General features: G+C 55.4%; 14 protein-coding genes and 3 tRNA genes. 14 read left to right on the top strand and 3 right to left on the bottom strand.

Annotation, left to right across the window (positions count from 1 at the left end):
* Nucleotides 1-19: 19 nt before the first annotated feature.
* A complete protein-coding gene (gene rutR, locus QCD69_RS04585; protein WP_301251182.1) occupies nt 20-658 on the top strand; it encodes an HTH-type transcriptional regulator RutR in 639 nt (212 codons plus the stop codon).
* 278 nt (nt 659-936) lie between these two features.
* On the opposite strand, the gene cycA is transcribed toward rutR, so the two are convergent.
* Nucleotides 937-2,328 carry a D-serine/D-alanine/glycine transporter gene (gene cycA, locus QCD69_RS04580; RefSeq protein ID WP_301251181.1) on the bottom strand — a complete coding sequence of 464 codons (1,392 nt, stop codon included), beginning with the start codon at nt 2,326-2,328 and terminating at the stop codon, nt 937-939.
* Nucleotides 2,329-2,595: 267 nt separating this feature from the next.
* Here cycA and QCD69_RS04575 point away from each other — a divergent pair, with 267 nt between their 5' ends.
* The 3 genes from QCD69_RS04575 to QCD69_RS04565 all read left to right on the top strand — a co-directional run bounded on the left by QCD69_RS04575 (nt 2,596) and on the right by QCD69_RS04565 (nt 5,377).
* Nucleotides 2,596-3,291 carry an extensin-like domain-containing protein gene (locus QCD69_RS04575; protein WP_301251307.1) on the top strand — a complete coding sequence of 232 codons (696 nt, stop codon included), beginning with the start codon at nt 2,596-2,598 and terminating at the stop codon, nt 3,289-3,291.
* Between the two features lie 632 nt (nt 3,292-3,923).
* Entirely contained in the window at nt 3,924-4,646 is a 723-nt protein-coding gene (sdiA, locus tag QCD69_RS04570; protein ID WP_436829863.1) for a transcriptional regulator SdiA, read from the top strand.
* Between the two features lie 125 nt (nt 4,647-4,771).
* A complete protein-coding gene (locus QCD69_RS04565; protein ID WP_253461038.1) occupies nt 4,772-5,377 on the top strand; it encodes an autoinducer synthase in 606 nt (201 codons plus the stop codon).
* Here the strand turns inward: QCD69_RS04565 and QCD69_RS04560 are convergent.
* Nucleotides 5,374-5,712 carry a GlpM family protein gene (locus tag QCD69_RS04560; protein WP_253454647.1) on the bottom strand — a complete coding sequence of 113 codons (339 nt, stop codon included), beginning with the start codon at nt 5,710-5,712 and terminating at the stop codon, nt 5,374-5,376. The two genes, QCD69_RS04565 and QCD69_RS04560, sit on opposite strands and share 4 nt — an antisense overlap.
* A 76-nt stretch (nt 5,713-5,788) precedes the next feature.
* A complete protein-coding gene (locus tag QCD69_RS04555) occupies nt 5,789-6,013 on the bottom strand; it encodes a DUF2594 family protein (protein WP_125288658.1) in 225 nt (74 codons plus the stop codon).
* A 237-nt stretch (nt 6,014-6,250) separates the two neighbouring features.
* Here QCD69_RS04555 and uvrY point away from each other — a divergent pair, with 237 nt between their 5' ends.
* The 10 genes from uvrY (at nt 6,251) to QCD69_RS04505 (ending at nt 14,911) form a co-directional block, all read left to right on the top strand.
* Nucleotides 6,251-6,910 (top strand): UvrY/SirA/GacA family response regulator transcription factor, encoded by a 660-nt coding sequence (gene uvrY, locus QCD69_RS04550; RefSeq protein ID WP_253454646.1) that lies wholly within the window; start codon nt 6,251-6,253, stop codon nt 6,908-6,910.
* The gene (gene uvrC, locus QCD69_RS04545) at nt 6,903-8,735 is read left to right on the top strand and encodes an excinuclease ABC subunit UvrC (RefSeq protein ID WP_253454645.1); all 1,833 of its coding nucleotides are present in this window, start codon (nt 6,903-6,905) and stop codon (nt 8,733-8,735) included. The genes uvrY and uvrC overlap by 8 nt, the downstream gene beginning before the upstream one ends.
* Nucleotides 8,736-8,806: 71 nt before the next feature.
* Nucleotides 8,807-9,355, top strand: coding sequence for a CDP-diacylglycerol--glycerol-3-phosphate 3-phosphatidyltransferase (gene pgsA, locus QCD69_RS04540; protein ID WP_253454644.1), 549 nt, complete (start codon nt 8,807-8,809; stop codon nt 9,353-9,355).
* A gap of 153 nt (nt 9,356-9,508) precedes the next feature.
* Nucleotides 9,509-9,584, top strand: a tRNA-Gly gene (locus QCD69_RS04535).
* Between the two features lie 42 nt (nt 9,585-9,626).
* Nucleotides 9,627-9,700, top strand: a tRNA-Cys gene (locus QCD69_RS04530).
* 12 nt (nt 9,701-9,712) lie between these two features.
* Nucleotides 9,713-9,798 (top strand) — tRNA-Leu (locus tag QCD69_RS04525).
* A 521-nt stretch (nt 9,799-10,319) separates the two neighbouring features.
* Entirely contained in the window at nt 10,320-10,751 is a 432-nt protein-coding gene (locus QCD69_RS04520; protein ID WP_253454643.1) for a MarR family winged helix-turn-helix transcriptional regulator, read from the top strand.
* Nucleotides 10,752-10,812: 61 nt separating this feature from the next.
* Entirely contained in the window at nt 10,813-12,444 is a 1,632-nt protein-coding gene (locus tag QCD69_RS04515) for an MFS transporter (protein ID WP_301251306.1), read from the top strand.
* Complete coding sequence (locus tag QCD69_RS04510; protein WP_301251180.1) at nt 12,441-13,523, top strand: HlyD family secretion protein; 1,083 nt, start codon at nt 12,441-12,443, stop codon at nt 13,521-13,523. Before QCD69_RS04515 ends, QCD69_RS04510 begins: the two co-directional genes overlap by 4 nt.
* The gene (locus QCD69_RS04505) at nt 13,520-14,911 is read left to right on the top strand and encodes an efflux transporter outer membrane subunit (protein ID WP_301251178.1); all 1,392 of its coding nucleotides are present in this window, start codon (nt 13,520-13,522) and stop codon (nt 14,909-14,911) included. Before QCD69_RS04510 ends, QCD69_RS04505 begins: the two co-directional genes overlap by 4 nt.
* The last annotated feature ends 120 nt before the right edge of the window (nt 14,912-15,031 follow it).

The raw sequence follows: 15,031 nt of genomic DNA, 5'->3' as shown, positions 1-15,031 counted from the left end.
GTTAAAGGATGGAGTTACGGTGAATTCTGCAAAATCCCCCGCGCCGACCCGGCGTTCTAAAGCCGTTGCCGCCAAGCGAACGGCTATCCTGGCGGCGGCGCTTGAGCTGTTTTCTCTTTATGGTCTGCACGGCACCAGCCTGGACAAGGTGGCGGAAGGGGCAGACGTTTCAAAAACCAATCTGCTTTACTACTTTCCTTCAAAAGAAGCGCTCTATATTGCCGTGCTTAAGGAGATCCTGGACGTCTGGCTGGCGCCCCTGCGCGCGCTGCGCAGCGATCAGGAGCCGCTGGTGGCTATACGTGACTATATCCGGCTGAAGCTGGAAGTCTCGCGGGACCATCCGCAGGCCTCGCGGCTGTTCTGTCTGGAGATGCTACAGGGCGCGCCGCTGCTGAAAGCGGAGCTGGAAGGCGATCTGAAAGCGCTGGTGGATGAGAAATCACAAATCGTGAAAGGCTGGATAGAAGCGGGCAGGCTGGCGGCGGTAGAGCCGCATCATCTGATTTTTATGCTGTGGGCAACCACGCAGCACTATGCGGATTTCGCCAGCCAGGTCGAGGCCGTCACGGGACGTACGCTCAACGACGAGGCTTTTTTCCTGGAAACGGTAGAAAACGTGCAGCGAATGGTGATTGAAGGTATCCGCGTCCGCTAAAAAAAACGGGCCGTAAAGGCCCGTTGAGATTGTTGACAAACTTATCCTTAACTAACAGGTCGCTTGCAGATTGGTGAAAAGCGGCAGAGGCAGATCGGAACACGGACGCGCACGTCCCTGTAGGCTCGTTTGGCGCGTCCATGCGCCAAAACGGTCCGCTTATCCGCTCAGCCTCTGCCGCTGTGAAACAGCCAGATTGCTGTAAAAAAACACCAGGATGCATGCGCTATTTAGATTTGTCAGCAGTCAGAACGGGCCGTAAAGGCCCGTTCTTGGTATTAACGCTGTTTGCGCTGACGTAGCCACCAGCCGATGCCGAGCATCACAAACCACAGCGGCGTCACCATCAGCGCCTGGCGGGTATCTTCCTGTAGCGAGAGCAGCACCAGCACAAAGACGAAGAAGGCCAGACATATCCAGCACATCACCTTGCCCAGCGGCATCTTATAGACGGATTCGGCATGCAGCTGCGGGCGCTGCTTGCGGTAGGCCAGATAAGAGCAAAGGATAATTGACCAGACGAACATAAACAGGATCGCGGAGACGGTGGTCACCAGCGTAAAGACCTTCATCACGTTCGGGATCAGGTAAATCAGCGCTACGCCGCCCAGCAGGCAGAAGCAGGAGAAGAAAAGGCCGGTAGTCGGCACCGCGCGCCGTGACAGCTTGCCGAAGCGTGGATGGGCGACGCCCTGCTGCGCCAGGCCGTAGAGCATACGGCTGGTGGAGAAAATACCGCTGTTGGCCGAAGAGGCGGCGGAGGTCAGCACCACAAAGTTAACGATGCTGGCGGCCGCCGGCAGGCCAATCAGCATAAACATTTCCACAAAAGGACTGCGGTCGGCCACGACCTGCGTCCACGGCGTAACGGCCATGATCACCAGCAGCGCAAAAACATAAAACATAATGATGCGCAGCGGGATAGCGTTAATAGCGCGCGGCAGGACTTTCTTCGGATCGTGTGTTTCCGCAGCCGCCGTGCCTACCAGCTCAATACCGACAAAGGCGAACACCGCAATCTGGAAGCCGGCAAAAAAGCCGCTCATTCCTTTTGGAAACAGGCCGCCATGATCCCAGATATTGCTCAGCGCCGCCGTGCCGCCGCCCGGTGAAGGGTAGTGCATAGCGACCAGCACAATGCCGGTAACGATCAGCGCGACAATAGCCACTATCTTGATGATGGCGAACCAGAACTCCAGCTCGCCGAACAGTTTCACCGTAGCGATATTCAGCGTCAGGAAAACGGCGATGCAGAGCAGGGCGCTCATGCCGACCGAGAAGCTGGGGAACCATAACTGGAAATAAGAGCTGATGGCGACCACGTCCGCAATACCGGTGACCACCCAGCAGAACCAGTAGGTCCAGCCGGTAAAGTAACCCGCCCAGGGGCCCAGCAGATCGGCGGCAAAATCGCCGAAAGATTTATATTCAAGGTTGGAGAGCAGCAGCTCGCCCATCGCCCTCATCACGAAGAACAGCATAAAGCCGATGATCATATAGACGAAAACAATCGACGGGCCGGCAAGACTGATAGTTTTCCCGGACCCCATAAACAGGCCGGTGCCGATAGCGCCGCCGATTGCAATAAGCTGGATATGCCGGTTATGTAAGTTGCGCCGCAGCTCGCCGGGCGCCTCCTCCTGAAGAGGCTTTTTCAATTGGTCAACCATAACGAGAAGTTATCCTGTAGATGTTGTGTCAGCTCTGAGGGCTGTTATTTAGTCAATGCGCGTCGGCAACTCGTTGTATTACCGCGCTCTCCGGGAAAAAACGGCATAAGGCCGACATCGTTTTTCCGCTTAAGGGCGCAAATCTTAACGTAAAAGCGCGTGGCTGGCAGGTAAAGTTATTCACAGTTGGTTCGATCGCACAAAAACGCCGCTACACTCATTATTCGACAAAACGGGCCGGCGGAGCGGCATGAACGGGAGGAGATGATGAAAGCACTGATTGGCGCAGGCATCATTATTCTGCTGACGTTGCTGATAACGCCGTGGCTGCAAAAAAAACTGCCGTCGGCCTGGAACCCCTTTACGCCGCTGAACGTCACCGACGCGCCGGGCTGGATCACCCGCTATAAGCTAAAGCGGCTGCAAAACGATCCCGAAGCCTGTATGGCGGCACTACGGCGAGCGCAGGAAGGCGGCTATATCCGCTTCAGCCGCGTCCGGCCCGTTGGGGGAAATTGTCCGCTTGCCGATCCGGTGCGCGTACAGGGGTTCGGCGATGTGCGTCTCAGCGCCTCGTTTCTGGCCAGCTGCTCGCTGGCGCTCTCAACCACGATGTTTATCACGGCGGCAAAACCACTGGCGGCTGCGCAGCTCGGCTCACCGCTGGCACGTATCGATCATGTCGGCAGCTACGCCTGTAGAAATATTTATCACCGTGCCACAGGCAGGCTAAGCGAACATGCCACGGCGGAAGCGCTGGACGTGGCGGGTTTCCGCTTACAGGATGGCAGACAAATTACCGTGCAGAAGACGTGGGGACAGCAGCGCCCCGAGGCGCTCTGGCTACGGCAAGTTTTCCAGCAAAGCTGCGCCTGGTATGGTAATTCACTGGGCCCGGATTACAACCGCGCCCACGCCTCGCACTTTCATCTGGGCATGCGAGGATTTGGCGTCTGTCGGTAACCTGCCGGCGCCATATTTCCAGATCGGGTAAAAGCGCGTCGTCGCCAATTGAGGGCGGAGAAAAGGCGTACTACAGCCGTAATTAATAATTATCCTAAAGACAAATTTCTATCTTTAATGCTTTAATTTGCTGTAAATCAGATGGTTATAATATTTGATACTGTCGTATCAAATTGATTTTCCGCAAGTGCCTCCTTTTAAGCAATAAATTTTTAGCAGGCTTTAAAATCGACCCTTAAAAGCGCATGATTGAATATTTCCAGGAAAAATCTTATTCTTGTTTCTTAAAAGAGGCATCGGGCGGGTACAAGGTAACCTTTTGGCTGATGGCTGATGGCTGATGGCTGATGGCTGATGGCTGATGGCTGATGGCTGATGGCTGATAGTGGATAGTGGATAGCTACGGCTACCGGCGTCACCAGGCGCAATCACGCTGCATTTTTCTGTTAATTTAAAAGGTTACTGCTATGCCTGCGATTTTCGGACAATCAGGAGCACCTTTTCTTGTTATTATCCCGCGACATAAGGATAAGTAGTGGGCGTTAATTCTCCCCCTATATTACCTGGTATTCAGAATTGACCCTAAATTTACAGCAGGATGCGGGCTGATGCCTCATCCATCCGAGGCAGCAATGGCTACTGGAAATTATTTCAGCTGGTGTAAGGAAACCGAGGCGGCTTTCCTTGAGGTCACAGATACGACTGAAATAATGCGACTGCTTGCCCAACACACGCTGGATCTGGGGCTAAATTTCTATGCGCTATATATACGCCATCCTGTTCCTTTTACTCGCCCTAAAATATTTGTTTTTTCCAACTATCCTGAAAGGTGGGTGCGGAAATGGCAGGAAGAAAATTTTTCGGAAGTTGATCCGATCATTCGCTATTGCCAGGTACCGGGCACTTTGCTGCTGTGGAACGATCCGGTGGTCAAGGAAGGACGAAAAGTGTTCGATGCCGCTAAAGAGTTTGGTATTCGTTCCGGGTTTTCCTGCTCCAGGATAGCCAGCAACCGCGTTGTGGGCATTTTGTCGATGGCCTCGGGTAAATCTTTTGAAAAGACAGCGTTATGCGCTGAAAAACAACTTAAACTCCAGTTTTTGTCGGACCGGATACTTGATGCTTTACAGCGCGTAAAGGATCGTTCGCTCAGCGTAATGACGATGCCTTTAAGCCAGCGGGAACGAGAAATACTCAAATGGACAGCAGAAGGCAAAACCGCAGCGGAAATCTCACTGATCCTGTCCATTTCAACACATACTGTGAATTTTCATCAGAAAAATATGCAAAGAAAGTTCAACGCGCCAAATAAAACGCAGGTGGCCTCTTATGCCGCTGCGATTGGGCTACTTTAAACGAATCATAGCTACCAATTTTAGTAGTTTCGTATTGCCGGTCGGTTGTCTACCCTGCGCCTGGGGTTGCCAGGCCTGAGCCACATGGAAAGGCATTCAGCGGTGAATGCAACAGAGGATTAATGATGAAGATTATCCAGACCAAGCTAAGGGACATGCCCTCGTCTTTGCTGGCAGAATTAGGAAGTTATCGCTACAGCGTTTTCGCGCGGGGCGAAGGATGGTCGATTCCATCGCGGTTAAGTACGCCTGGCCAGGAGTACGATCGCTTTGACCGCTCGGACGTGGTCTGGTTAATCGCCTGGACCGCACAGCAAGGCATTTGCGGCTGCGCTCGCCTGATGGAGTGGAACGACAGGGAAAGCGGAGAGAAGCGCCAGCAGGCTATCTGGGAAATGTCGCGTTTTTCTGCCCGTCTGGATGTTGACCCCGAGCTACCGCTTAGCATTCTCTGGCACAGCGTGCAGCTGGCCGAACAGTCGGGCGTGGAATACCTTTATAGCGCGGCTACGCCAATGCTGGAAAGAATGTTCGAACAGCATCTGGTGGTCTATGAACCGTTAACGGCAGGCGTCATTCAGTCTGAAGATAATCTTTTCGCCGTCAGGATCCCGGTTAACCAGCCTAATCTGGCGGAAAAATTCCGTGGCGCGCGCCGTTTCAGCCCTGAAGAGGTGCTGCCGACGCTGGGTGTTTCCGTCAGCTGGAGCGGCAGAGGACGTCAGGCTTAAGCCTGACTGCGCGCCCACAGCGTAATCAACAGCCATGCGGCCAGACACCAGCACCCCACGGCGCCACCAAGCGCCAGGGGGAGCCGCATCATGCCGACAAAATACCAGAGCGTCAGCAGATAGATAAAATAGGGGATGATGGCCCACATACCAAAAATGATGGTGGTGCGGAGGGCCTCAATGCCGCGTTCGCTGGCTACGATATAGTGGGCAATCAGCGCGAAGGTAGGGAAGAGCGGCAGCAGGCCAGCCAGATAATAGCTGCGCGTTTTAGATAAAATACCAATCAAAACGACAACCAGCGCACCCAAAACAGCTTTAAAAATTAAGCCCATTGTTCCCTTAAGTCATTGGTGAGTTAAGCGAGCCCCACGCTGACCGGCAGACAATGGGCTACTTTGCTGCGGGCAATTACTGGCGGTAAGCCTGCTTAATTTGACTAATCGTGCTACTGAACACGTCCGCCTGCTGGCGATCCGTCAGCTGAGCAATATATTTTTCCATGTTAATAATTACCTTACCGGCATCGGCCTGGCCCATACCTTTCAACATAAATGTAACCAGCGCTTTCATGCAGGCCATCTCTTCGGCCAAAGTTTGCGTATCTTTACTGGTTGAAAAATCAGTGTCGCTCATGTTTTCTCCTGGTTTTTTTATTAACGGATCGGCTGCGCGATTTTTGGTGCTGATAATACAATTAAGTAACGAGTATATCATATTTACCCCATCTATACAGGCACCTGGCGCGCACGGCGTGCAATAACACCCGGCGGAACAGGCGTTTATTTATGTTCTAACGGCAATCAAAAAGAGGTAAAATCGACGGTCTGTTAATGATCCTTCCCCCCGTTAATACCCATTTGGAGAGGCCTTTTGATACGCGTTCTTCTTGTTGACGACCATGAACTGGTGCGGGCCGGCATTCGACGCATTCTGGAAGACATCAAAGGCTTTCAGGTTGTCGGTGAAGCCTGCTGCGGCGAAGACGCAGTGAAGTGGTGCCGCAGCAATGATGTCGACGTCGTGCTGATGGATATGAACATGCCCGGCATCGGCGGGCTTGAGGCAACGCGGAAAATCGTGCGCTACAGCCCGGATGTGAAAATCATTATGCTGACCATCCACACTGAAAATCCGCTGCCCGCCAGGGTAATGCAGGCGGGGGCGGCCGGCTATCTCAGCAAGGGCGCCGCGCCGCAGGAAGTGGTCAGCGCGATTCGCCAGGTTAACGCCGGACAACGCTACATTGCCTCGGATATCGCCCAGCAGATGGCCCTCAGCCAGATCGAGCCGCAAAAAACGGAGTCGCCTTTTGATTGTTTGTCGGAACGCGAATTACAGATTATGCTGATGATCACCAGGGGCCAGAAAGTGGCAGATATTTCCGAACAGCTTAGCCTGAGTCCGAAGACCGTTAACAGCTATCGCTACCGTATGTTCAGCAAGCTGAACATTAGCGGCGACGTCGAGTTAACGCATCTGGCTATCCGGCACGGGCTGTTCAATGCGGAGTCGTTAACCAGTAGTGAATGATGTTTTTGATGCCAAATCTTTCCTGAAAACGGTCACCAGCCAGCCAGGCGTCTATCGCATGTATGATGCTGGCGGCACTGTTATCTACGTCGGTAAAGCCAAAGATTTAAAAAAACGCCTGTCCAGCTACTTTCGTGGCAATCTGGGCAGCCGAAAAACCGAAGCGCTGGTCGCCAGCATTCATCAGATAGACGTGACGGTCACCCATACCGAAACCGAAGCGCTGCTGCTTGAGCATAACTACATCAAGCTGTATCAGCCGCGCTATAACGTCCTGCTGCGCGACGACAAATCATATCCCTATATATTCCTCAGCGCGGATGAGCATCCTCGTCTGGCCAGCCATCGCGGCGCCAAGCATGCCAAAGGCGAATATTTCGGGCCTTTCCCTAACGGCTATGCGGTGCGGGAAACGCTGTCGCTGTTGCAGAAAATATTCCCGATCCGCCAGTGCGAAAACAGCGTATACCGCAACCGCTCCCGCCCGTGCCTGCAATATCAGATCGGGCGCTGCCTTGGGCCGTGCGTGGCGGGGTTAGTCAGCGAAGAAGAGTATGCGCAACAGACGGACTATGTACGGCTGTTCCTGTCCGGCAAAGACGATCAGGTGCTGAAGCAGCTGATTAGCCGTATGGAGGAAGCCAGCCAGGCGCTGAAGTTTGAGGAAGCAGGGCGGCTGCGCGACCAGATCCAGGCGGTACGGCGCGTAACCGAACGGCAGTTCGTTTCCAATAATGGCGACGATCTGGATGTTATCGGCGTCGCTTTCGATGCCGGGATGGCCTGCCTGCACGTGCTGTTTATCCGTCAGGGCAAAGTGCTGGGCAGCCGCAGCTACTTCCCTAAAGTGCCGGGCGGCACCGATATCGCCGAAGTGGTGCAGACGTTTGTCGGGCAGTTCTACCTACAGGGCAGCCAGGCGCGCACGCTGCCTGCTGATATTCTGCTGGACTTCGCGCTGCCGGAAAAAGATCTGTTAGCCGCGTCGCTGAGCGAAATGGCCGGCAGAAAAGTTTCCATTCAGAGCAATCCGCGCGGCGATCGCGCTCGCTACCTGAAGCTGGCAAGAACGAATGCCAGCACCGCGCTGGTTAGCCGTCTTTCGCAGCAGTCCACTATTCACCAACGCTTACAGGCGTTAAGTGAAGTGCTGGATCTGCCGGAAATCAAACGGATGGAATGCTTTGATATCAGCCATACGATGGGCGAGCAGACGGTGGCTTCCTGTGTGGTTTTCGACAGCAATGGCCCACTGCGTTCTGAATATCGGCGCTATAACATTACCGGCATTACGCCGGGCGATGACTATGCGGCCATGAATCAGGTGCTGCGCCGTCGCTATGGCAAAGAGCTGGAAGAGAGTAAAATTCCAGACCTGATCCTGATCGACGGCGGCAAAGGCCAGCTGGCGCAGGCGAAAGCCGTGTTTGCGGAACTGGATGTCGGCTGGGATAAAGATCGGCCGATCCTGCTGGGCGTGGCCAAAGGCAGCGATCGCAAAGCCGGGCTGGAAACGCTGTTCTTCGAGCCGGAAGGGGAGGGATTCTCTCTGCCGTCCGACTCGCCAGCGCTGCATGTCATCCAGCATATTCGTGACGACTCTCACAATCATGCAATTACCGGCCATCGCAATAAACGGGCGAAAGTTAAAAATACCAGCGCCCTGGAAAGCATCGAAGGCATAGGGCCTAAACGTCGTCAAATGCTGCTTAAATATATGGGCGGCCTGCAGCCGCTGATGAACGCTTCGGTCGAGGAGATTGCTCGGGTGCCCGGCATTTCGCAGGCGCTGGCGGAGAAAATCTTTTATTCGCTGAAACACTAAGCATTGCGTTGGCTAAGGCATTGTAGGAACATAGGGACAAATTCTACTCTGCCCAGACAGTTAGCGTACCTATGCATTTTAATATTCCGACCTTACTTACTCTGCTTCGTGTCGTGTTGATCCCTTTCTTTGTATTGGCTTTTTATCTGCCGTTTGAATGGGCGCCGCTGGTTTGCGCACTGATCTTTATCGTGGCGGCGATCACCGACTGGTTCGACGGCTGGCTGGCGCGTCGCTGGAAACAAACCACGCGTTTTGGCGCGTTTCTCGATCCGGTTGCGGACAAAGTGATGGTGGCTATTGCGCTGGTTCTGGTGGCCGGGCATTACCACGAATGGTGGATTACGCTACCGGCGGCTACGATGATCGCGCGGGAAATTATTATCTCGGCGCTGCGTGAGTGGATGGCGGAAATCGGCAAGCGCAGCAGCGTGGCCGTCTCCTGGATCGGCAAAGTGAAAACCACGGCACAGATGCTGGCGCTGTTTGCGCTGCTGTGGCGTCCGGATCGCCTGGTAGAAGGCATCGGCGTGGCGGCGCTCTACGTGGCCGCCGTCCTCACTTTCTGGTCGATGTATCAGTATTTGAGCGCGGCACGCGGCGATCTGCTCGAACGATGATCAATGCGATTTAAAAAGCAGCAAACGAGAAAAAAGTGCGGATATTTGTGTTGACTCATTTCGTCCAGTCAGTAGAATGCAACGCATCGAAAGGCAGCTGAGTCGCCAGAAGATAAAGTAAATCAGCAAGTTCTGTTAAGAACGCTGAAAAATGCGGGAATAGCTCAGTTGGTAGAGCACGACCTTGCCAAGGTCGGGGTCGCGAGTTCGAGTCTCGTTTCCCGCTCCAGATTTAGCGGTCAGCGTAGCGCTGGCAGCAAAGCAGAATAAAGGCGCGTTGGCAGAGTGGCCATGCAGCGGATTGCAAATCCGCCTACCTCGGTTCGACTCCGGGACGCGCCTCCACTTTACACCCATGCCCGGGTGGTGAAATCGGTAGACACAAGGGATTTAAAATCCCTCGGCTTATGGCTGTGCGGGTTCAAGTCCCGCCCCGGGCACCACGCTTTGACTACCGATTAAAACAAATAAAAACAAGCACTTTGTGCAATGTCGTGAAGCCGCCGCAAGGCGGTTTTTTTGTGCCTGAAATTCCCCGCCTGACATGCCGCCTGACATCATTTTTTTGTGTGTGAATGACTATTCATTTTTCCTGATTACCTGGCACTGGAACTATTTTAACCTTTCTGTCATAGCGCATAGTTTGTTCGATATTTTGCGCCTGAAATTCCCCGTCTGAAATCATGATGCGTACATGGTTACCCCTTTTTCCTGACTATCCGGCACCGCAACTATTTAAACCGCTCTGGTATGGTGGGGCGCTGCCGCCTCGCTTTATATTCTGTCAATGCTTTTCAGGAATAAAAAACCTTTATCGCGGGCTGCTGGCTTGCCGTGCAGGCGCAGAGCCTGTTTTGCGATAATTTTCCCAGGACCACGGCAAACCGCTTTCTGTCGACTATGATCCTTGATTATAATCATGCTCTGTTTTTTGTTAGCAACCTAATTATCAGGCTTCTATATATTGAATATTCAGGATCTCACCTTTTCCCGGCTGCTTCACCTGACTGCTCAGGCTTGGCGGCAGGCGATCGATCGTCGTGTGAAAGAAGATGGTTTAACCACCAGCAGCTGGATGGCGATAGCGACGCTGGCAACGCAAACCGCGCCCGTCAGCCAAAAAGAGCTGGCGCTGGCGCTGGGCCTGGAAGAGGCGACGATAGTGCCGCTGGTGGATCGGCTGGTTAAACAGCAGCTGGTGGTGCGAACGCAGCCGCCGGAAGATCGCCGCAAACGTCTGGTCGCCATTACGCCAGCGGGAACGGCCCTGCATCAGCAGCTGGCGGGCGAGATAGAAAAGCTGCGTAACGAGCTGCTGGCGACCATCAGCCGCGACGAATTAATCGTCGCACAGCGAGTGCTGCAAAAACTGTTGAAAGCGACCGAGGCGAAATAGCGTGCGCGCTAACCGTCCCGATCCTTTCGCGCCGCGCGAATGGGCGCCAGGCGAAAAGCCGATGCTGCCCGGATCGCCCTCAACACCTCTCCATCCCACGCCAAAACGCATCGCCTTTGGTCTGATCGGACTGCTGATTTCCGTTACCGGCGCGCTGAGTAATGCGCTGGTCACGGCGAACCTGAGCAATTTACAGGGCGTGTTTGGCGCCTACAGCAATGAAATAGCCTGGCTGCCTTCGGTTTACGTGATGGGCAACATTTCTATTAACCTGCTGCTGGTGAAATTCCGCCAGCAGTATGGTCTGCGCGCCTTTACCGAAGCCTTCCTGGTGCTTTACGCGCTGGTGTCTTTCTTTCATCTGCTGGTTAACGATCTTAGCTCGGCGATTATCGTGCGCGCCGCCCACGGCATGGTAGGTGCGGCCCTTAGCTCGCTGGGCATTTATTATCAGGTGCAGGCCTGGCCGGCAAAGCATCGCTTAAAAGCGATGGCTATCGGCCTGGGCGCTTCACAGCTGGCTATCCCGCTGGCGCGCCTCTTTTCCAGCGAGCTGCTGCAGCTGGAGCAGTGGCGTGGTCTTTACCTGTTTGAGCTGGGACTGGCGATGATCTGCCTGGGGGCAGTGCTGATCCTGAAGCTGCCGCCGGGCGATCGGATGAAGGTGTTTGAAAAGAAGGATTTTCTGACCTTTATGCTGATGGCGCCGGGTATGGCGCTGTTTTGCGCCGTGCTGTCGCTGGGCCGCATTGAGTGGTGGACCAGCACGCCGTGGCTGGGCGTATGTCTGGCGCTCGGGCTGGTGCTGGTGATTGCCGCCGTGGTGCTTGAACATAACCGCAGCAATCCCTTAATCAATACGCGCTGGCTGCGTACCGGTGCCATTTTCCGTCTTGGCATCGTGATGGTGATGCTGCGCGTCACGCTGGCCGAGCAGAATACCGGCGCTATTGGCTATTTACAGCAGGTCGGGCTGCTGAACGATCAGATGCAGGGCCTGGCGCTGGCTATCCTGCTGGGGGTGATTGCCGGCATCGCCACCAGCGCGCTGACCATCAATGTTAAACATCTTAGCTGGCCAATCGTGGTGTCGCTGCTGTTGATTATCGTAGCCTCGTTGATGGACGCACAGTCAAGCCCTTTGACCCGCGGCAACAATATGTATTTCAGCCAGTTCCTGCTGGGTTTCAGCAGCACCTTCTTTATTGCGCCCGCGCTGCTGCTGAATATCGGCAGCGTAGTGACCCAGCCGAAAAACCTGGTCAGCCTGGTGGTGCTGTTCGGCATGAGCCAGAATCTGGGCGGCCTGATCGGATCGGCGCTGCTGGGAACGTTTCAGGTGTGGCGGGAAAAATATCACTCCAGCCTGCTGGGCGACCAGCTCTCCCTGCTGGATCCCAACGTCACCGAGCGGCTGTCGCAATATTCAGGGCTGTTCAACAGCCTGATCGGCGATCCCGCTCAGCTCAGCGCGCAGAGTACGGCGCAGCTACAGACGGTAGCTACGCTGCAGGCAAACGTGCTGGCTTACAACGATACCTATCTTCTTACGGCCGGCATGGCCTTTGTCACATTAATCTGGGTACTGTGGCGTCTGTCGCGGCTGCGCTATCTCAACTGGCAGCAGGCCAAACGCGAAGCGGAAGCGGAAAGGCAGATGCTGCAGGCGAATAAAATAATGAGGAATGAATGAGTCAGCAGGAACAGAGCCAGCTCGCCGAGCGTGAACGCAATAACAGGCTACGGATCATCTCTATAGTGACGGGCGCAGGCATTGCCCTGGTCGGGGTGCTGGTGATCCTTTATGCCTGGCAGCTGCCGCCTTTCACCAGTTCAGTTCAGTCTACGGAAAACGCCTACGTGCGCGGCCAGGTCACGTTTATCAGTCCGCAGGTCAGCGGCTACGTCACCGCCGTCAACGTGCTGGATTACCAGCCGGTGCGTAAGGGCGAGGTGATGATGACCATTGACGATCGTATTTACCGGCAGCGGGTGCATCAGGCGCAGGCGCAGCTGGCGATCAAAAAGGCGGCGCTGGAGAACAACGTCCAGCAGCGGCGCAGCGCGCAGGCGGTGATCGCCCGCAACCAGGCCGTGCTGGAAAATGCCAAAGCTCAGGCGCTTAAAAGCGGGCTGGATTTAAAGCGCGTCGAGAATCTGGTGTCTGACGGCTCGCTGTCCGTGCGCGAGCGCGACGCCTCCCGCGCCAGCAATGCCCAGACGCTGGCCGAAGTACAGCAGGCGAAAGCCACGCTGGAAGTTTCCCGTCAGGATCTGCAAACCGCGATTGTTAACCATGCCTCAATGGAGGCGGATGTGGCGAATGTGCAGGCCGCGCTGGAGCTGGCGCAGATCGATCTGGACAATACCCGCATTATCGCACCGCGCGACGGCCAGCTGGGGCAGATTGCCGTTCGCCTGGGCGCTTACGTGGCGGCAGGCACCCGGCTTACCTCGCTGGTGCCGCCGCAGAAGTGGGTCGTTGCCAATATGAAAGAAACGCAGATGGCGCATATCCGGCCTGGCCTGCCCGTGACCTTTACCGTCGATGCACTGAACGGCGAAACGTATCAGGGCAAAGTTGAATATATTTCGCCTGCGGCCGGTTCGGAGTTCAGCGCGATTTCGCCGGATAACGCTACCGGCAACTTTGTCAAAATCGCCCAGCGTATTCCGGTGCGGATAGCCATTACCAGCGAAAAAGTAGAGCGTCTGCGACCCGGCATGTCCGTTGAGGTGAATATCGATACCGCCGCCGGAGAGTCGAAATGAGGCCTCGGGCGCTGGCGCTGCTGATCGTTATCCTGCTGCCCGTCGGCTGCGCCACCAAAGTCGAAAAGGCGCCGGGATCGCTGCCCGTTCCGGCGCAGTGGCGCCATCAGGCCGGGCCTTCCTCACCCGTAGAAGCCGGATGGTGGCGCGCCTTTGGCGATCGCGATCTGAACGTACTGGTTGAGCAGGCGCTGAAGCATAATCTGGATATCCTTACCGCTCGCTCCCGCGTCGATCAATACCGTGCTGAGCTGCGGGCGGCCGAGGGTGATAACTTTCCCACGCTGAGCGCAGGCGGCTCCGCCAGCCACGCCAGAGCGCTCTCGTCGGTCAGCGGCCAGCCCCATGAATCTGCCGTATTTCAAGGGTTGCTCCAGGCCAATTATGAGGTGGATTTATGGGGCGCACGCAGCAGCAACATTGCGGCCGCTGAGTCCTCGCTGGCGGCAATCCAGGCCGCGTCTTCTGCCGCAGAGTTGACCGTAGCCAGCTCGGTGGCCTCTGGCTATATGACGCTGCTGGCGCTGGACGAGCAGCTGCGCGTAACGGAGGCGACGCTCGCCACGCGTGAGAATTCGCTGCGGCTGGCGCAACGGCAGTTTGAAACCGGCTATACCTCCAGGCTGGAATGGGTGCAGTCGCAGTCGGAATACCAGACGGCAAAAGCGCAGATCCCGGTGCTGCGGCATCAGATTGCGCAGCAGGAAAATGCGCTCAGCATCCTGGTGGGGATGAATCCTCGCGAAATCGCCCGACAGGGCCGTTTTAAGCAGGTCGCTCCACAGCAGCTGCCTTCTCTGCTGCCTTCCGAACTTTTGCAGCGGCGTCCGGACATCGTTCAGGCCCAGCGCCTGCTGCTGGCGGCGGACGCCACGCTGGCCTCCTCGAAAGCGCGCCTGCTGCCTTCGCTGAATTTGACGGCCAGCGGCACGCTGCAAAGCGCCGCGCTGCATCAGCTGGCGGATAATCCGTTCCGGCTCTGGAGCATCGGCGGCAGCGTGCTGGCGCCCATCCTCAACCGCGAGGCGCTGACGGCGCAGGTCGATGTCTCTATGGCGGCCCGCAATCAGGCGCTGTTTAACTATGAGAAGGTGGTGCGCAACGCTTTCAGCGAGGTGAACAACGATCTGGATGCTATTGCTCGCTATAAAGAGCAGCTGGCGGAGCTGCAAACCCAGGAGCAGGTAGTGAGCGAAGCGCTGCATATTGCCAATAATCGTTATCAGAACGGTTACGCATCTTATCTGGAGGCGCTGGACGCGCAGCGAACGCTGTTCAGCACCCAGCTGAACCTGGTGCAGGTAAAAAATAATTTACTGCAGGCGCAGATAGATCTGTATCGGGCGCTGGGCGGCGGCTGGCAGGCGGGAGACGCTGGCAGCGGATAAAACCCTGCGCAACTAATGGATTACTTCTCTTAAAGTGGCGGTAAAAGTGGAGTTTACCGCTTGCATTCCCGGTAGCTATAAAGATAATCGCAATCCGAATAATAATGATTATCACTCAGC

This window comes from Erwinia sp. PsM31 (genome assembly GCF_030433775.1).
GTDB lineage: Bacteria > Pseudomonadota > Gammaproteobacteria > Enterobacterales > Enterobacteriaceae > Erwinia > Erwinia aeris.
Note: the sequence above shows the minus strand (reverse complement) of the source record. Positions and strands in the feature narration are given on the sequence as shown.

What these genes read in the sequence shown, in the direction of transcription:
- cycA (WP_301251181.1), bottom strand. Translation starts at nt 2,328, where the DNA reads ATGGTTGACCAATTGAAAAAGCCTCTTCAGGAGGAGGCGCCCGGCGAG.
- QCD69_RS04575 (WP_301251307.1), top strand. Translation starts at nt 2,596, where the DNA reads ATGAAAGCACTGATTGGCGCAGGCATCATTATTCTGCTGACGTTGCTG.
- sdiA (WP_436829863.1), top strand. Translation starts at nt 3,924, where the DNA reads ATGGCTACTGGAAATTATTTCAGCTGGTGTAAGGAAACCGAGGCGGCT.
- QCD69_RS04565 (WP_253461038.1), top strand. Translation starts at nt 4,772, where the DNA reads ATGAAGATTATCCAGACCAAGCTAAGGGACATGCCCTCGTCTTTGCTG.
- QCD69_RS04560 (WP_253454647.1), bottom strand. Translation starts at nt 5,712, where the DNA reads ATGGGCTTAATTTTTAAAGCTGTTTTGGGTGCGCTGGTTGTCGTTTTG.
- QCD69_RS04555 (WP_125288658.1), bottom strand. Translation starts at nt 6,013, where the DNA reads ATGAGCGACACTGATTTTTCAACCAGTAAAGATACGCAAACTTTGGCC.
- pgsA (WP_253454644.1), top strand. Translation starts at nt 8,807, where the DNA reads ATGCATTTTAATATTCCGACCTTACTTACTCTGCTTCGTGTCGTGTTG.
- QCD69_RS04515 (WP_301251306.1), top strand. Translation starts at nt 10,813, where the DNA reads ATGCTGCCCGGATCGCCCTCAACACCTCTCCATCCCACGCCAAAACGC.
- QCD69_RS04510 (WP_301251180.1), top strand. Translation starts at nt 12,441, where the DNA reads ATGAGTCAGCAGGAACAGAGCCAGCTCGCCGAGCGTGAACGCAATAAC.
- QCD69_RS04505 (WP_301251178.1), top strand. Translation starts at nt 13,520, where the DNA reads ATGAGGCCTCGGGCGCTGGCGCTGCTGATCGTTATCCTGCTGCCCGTC.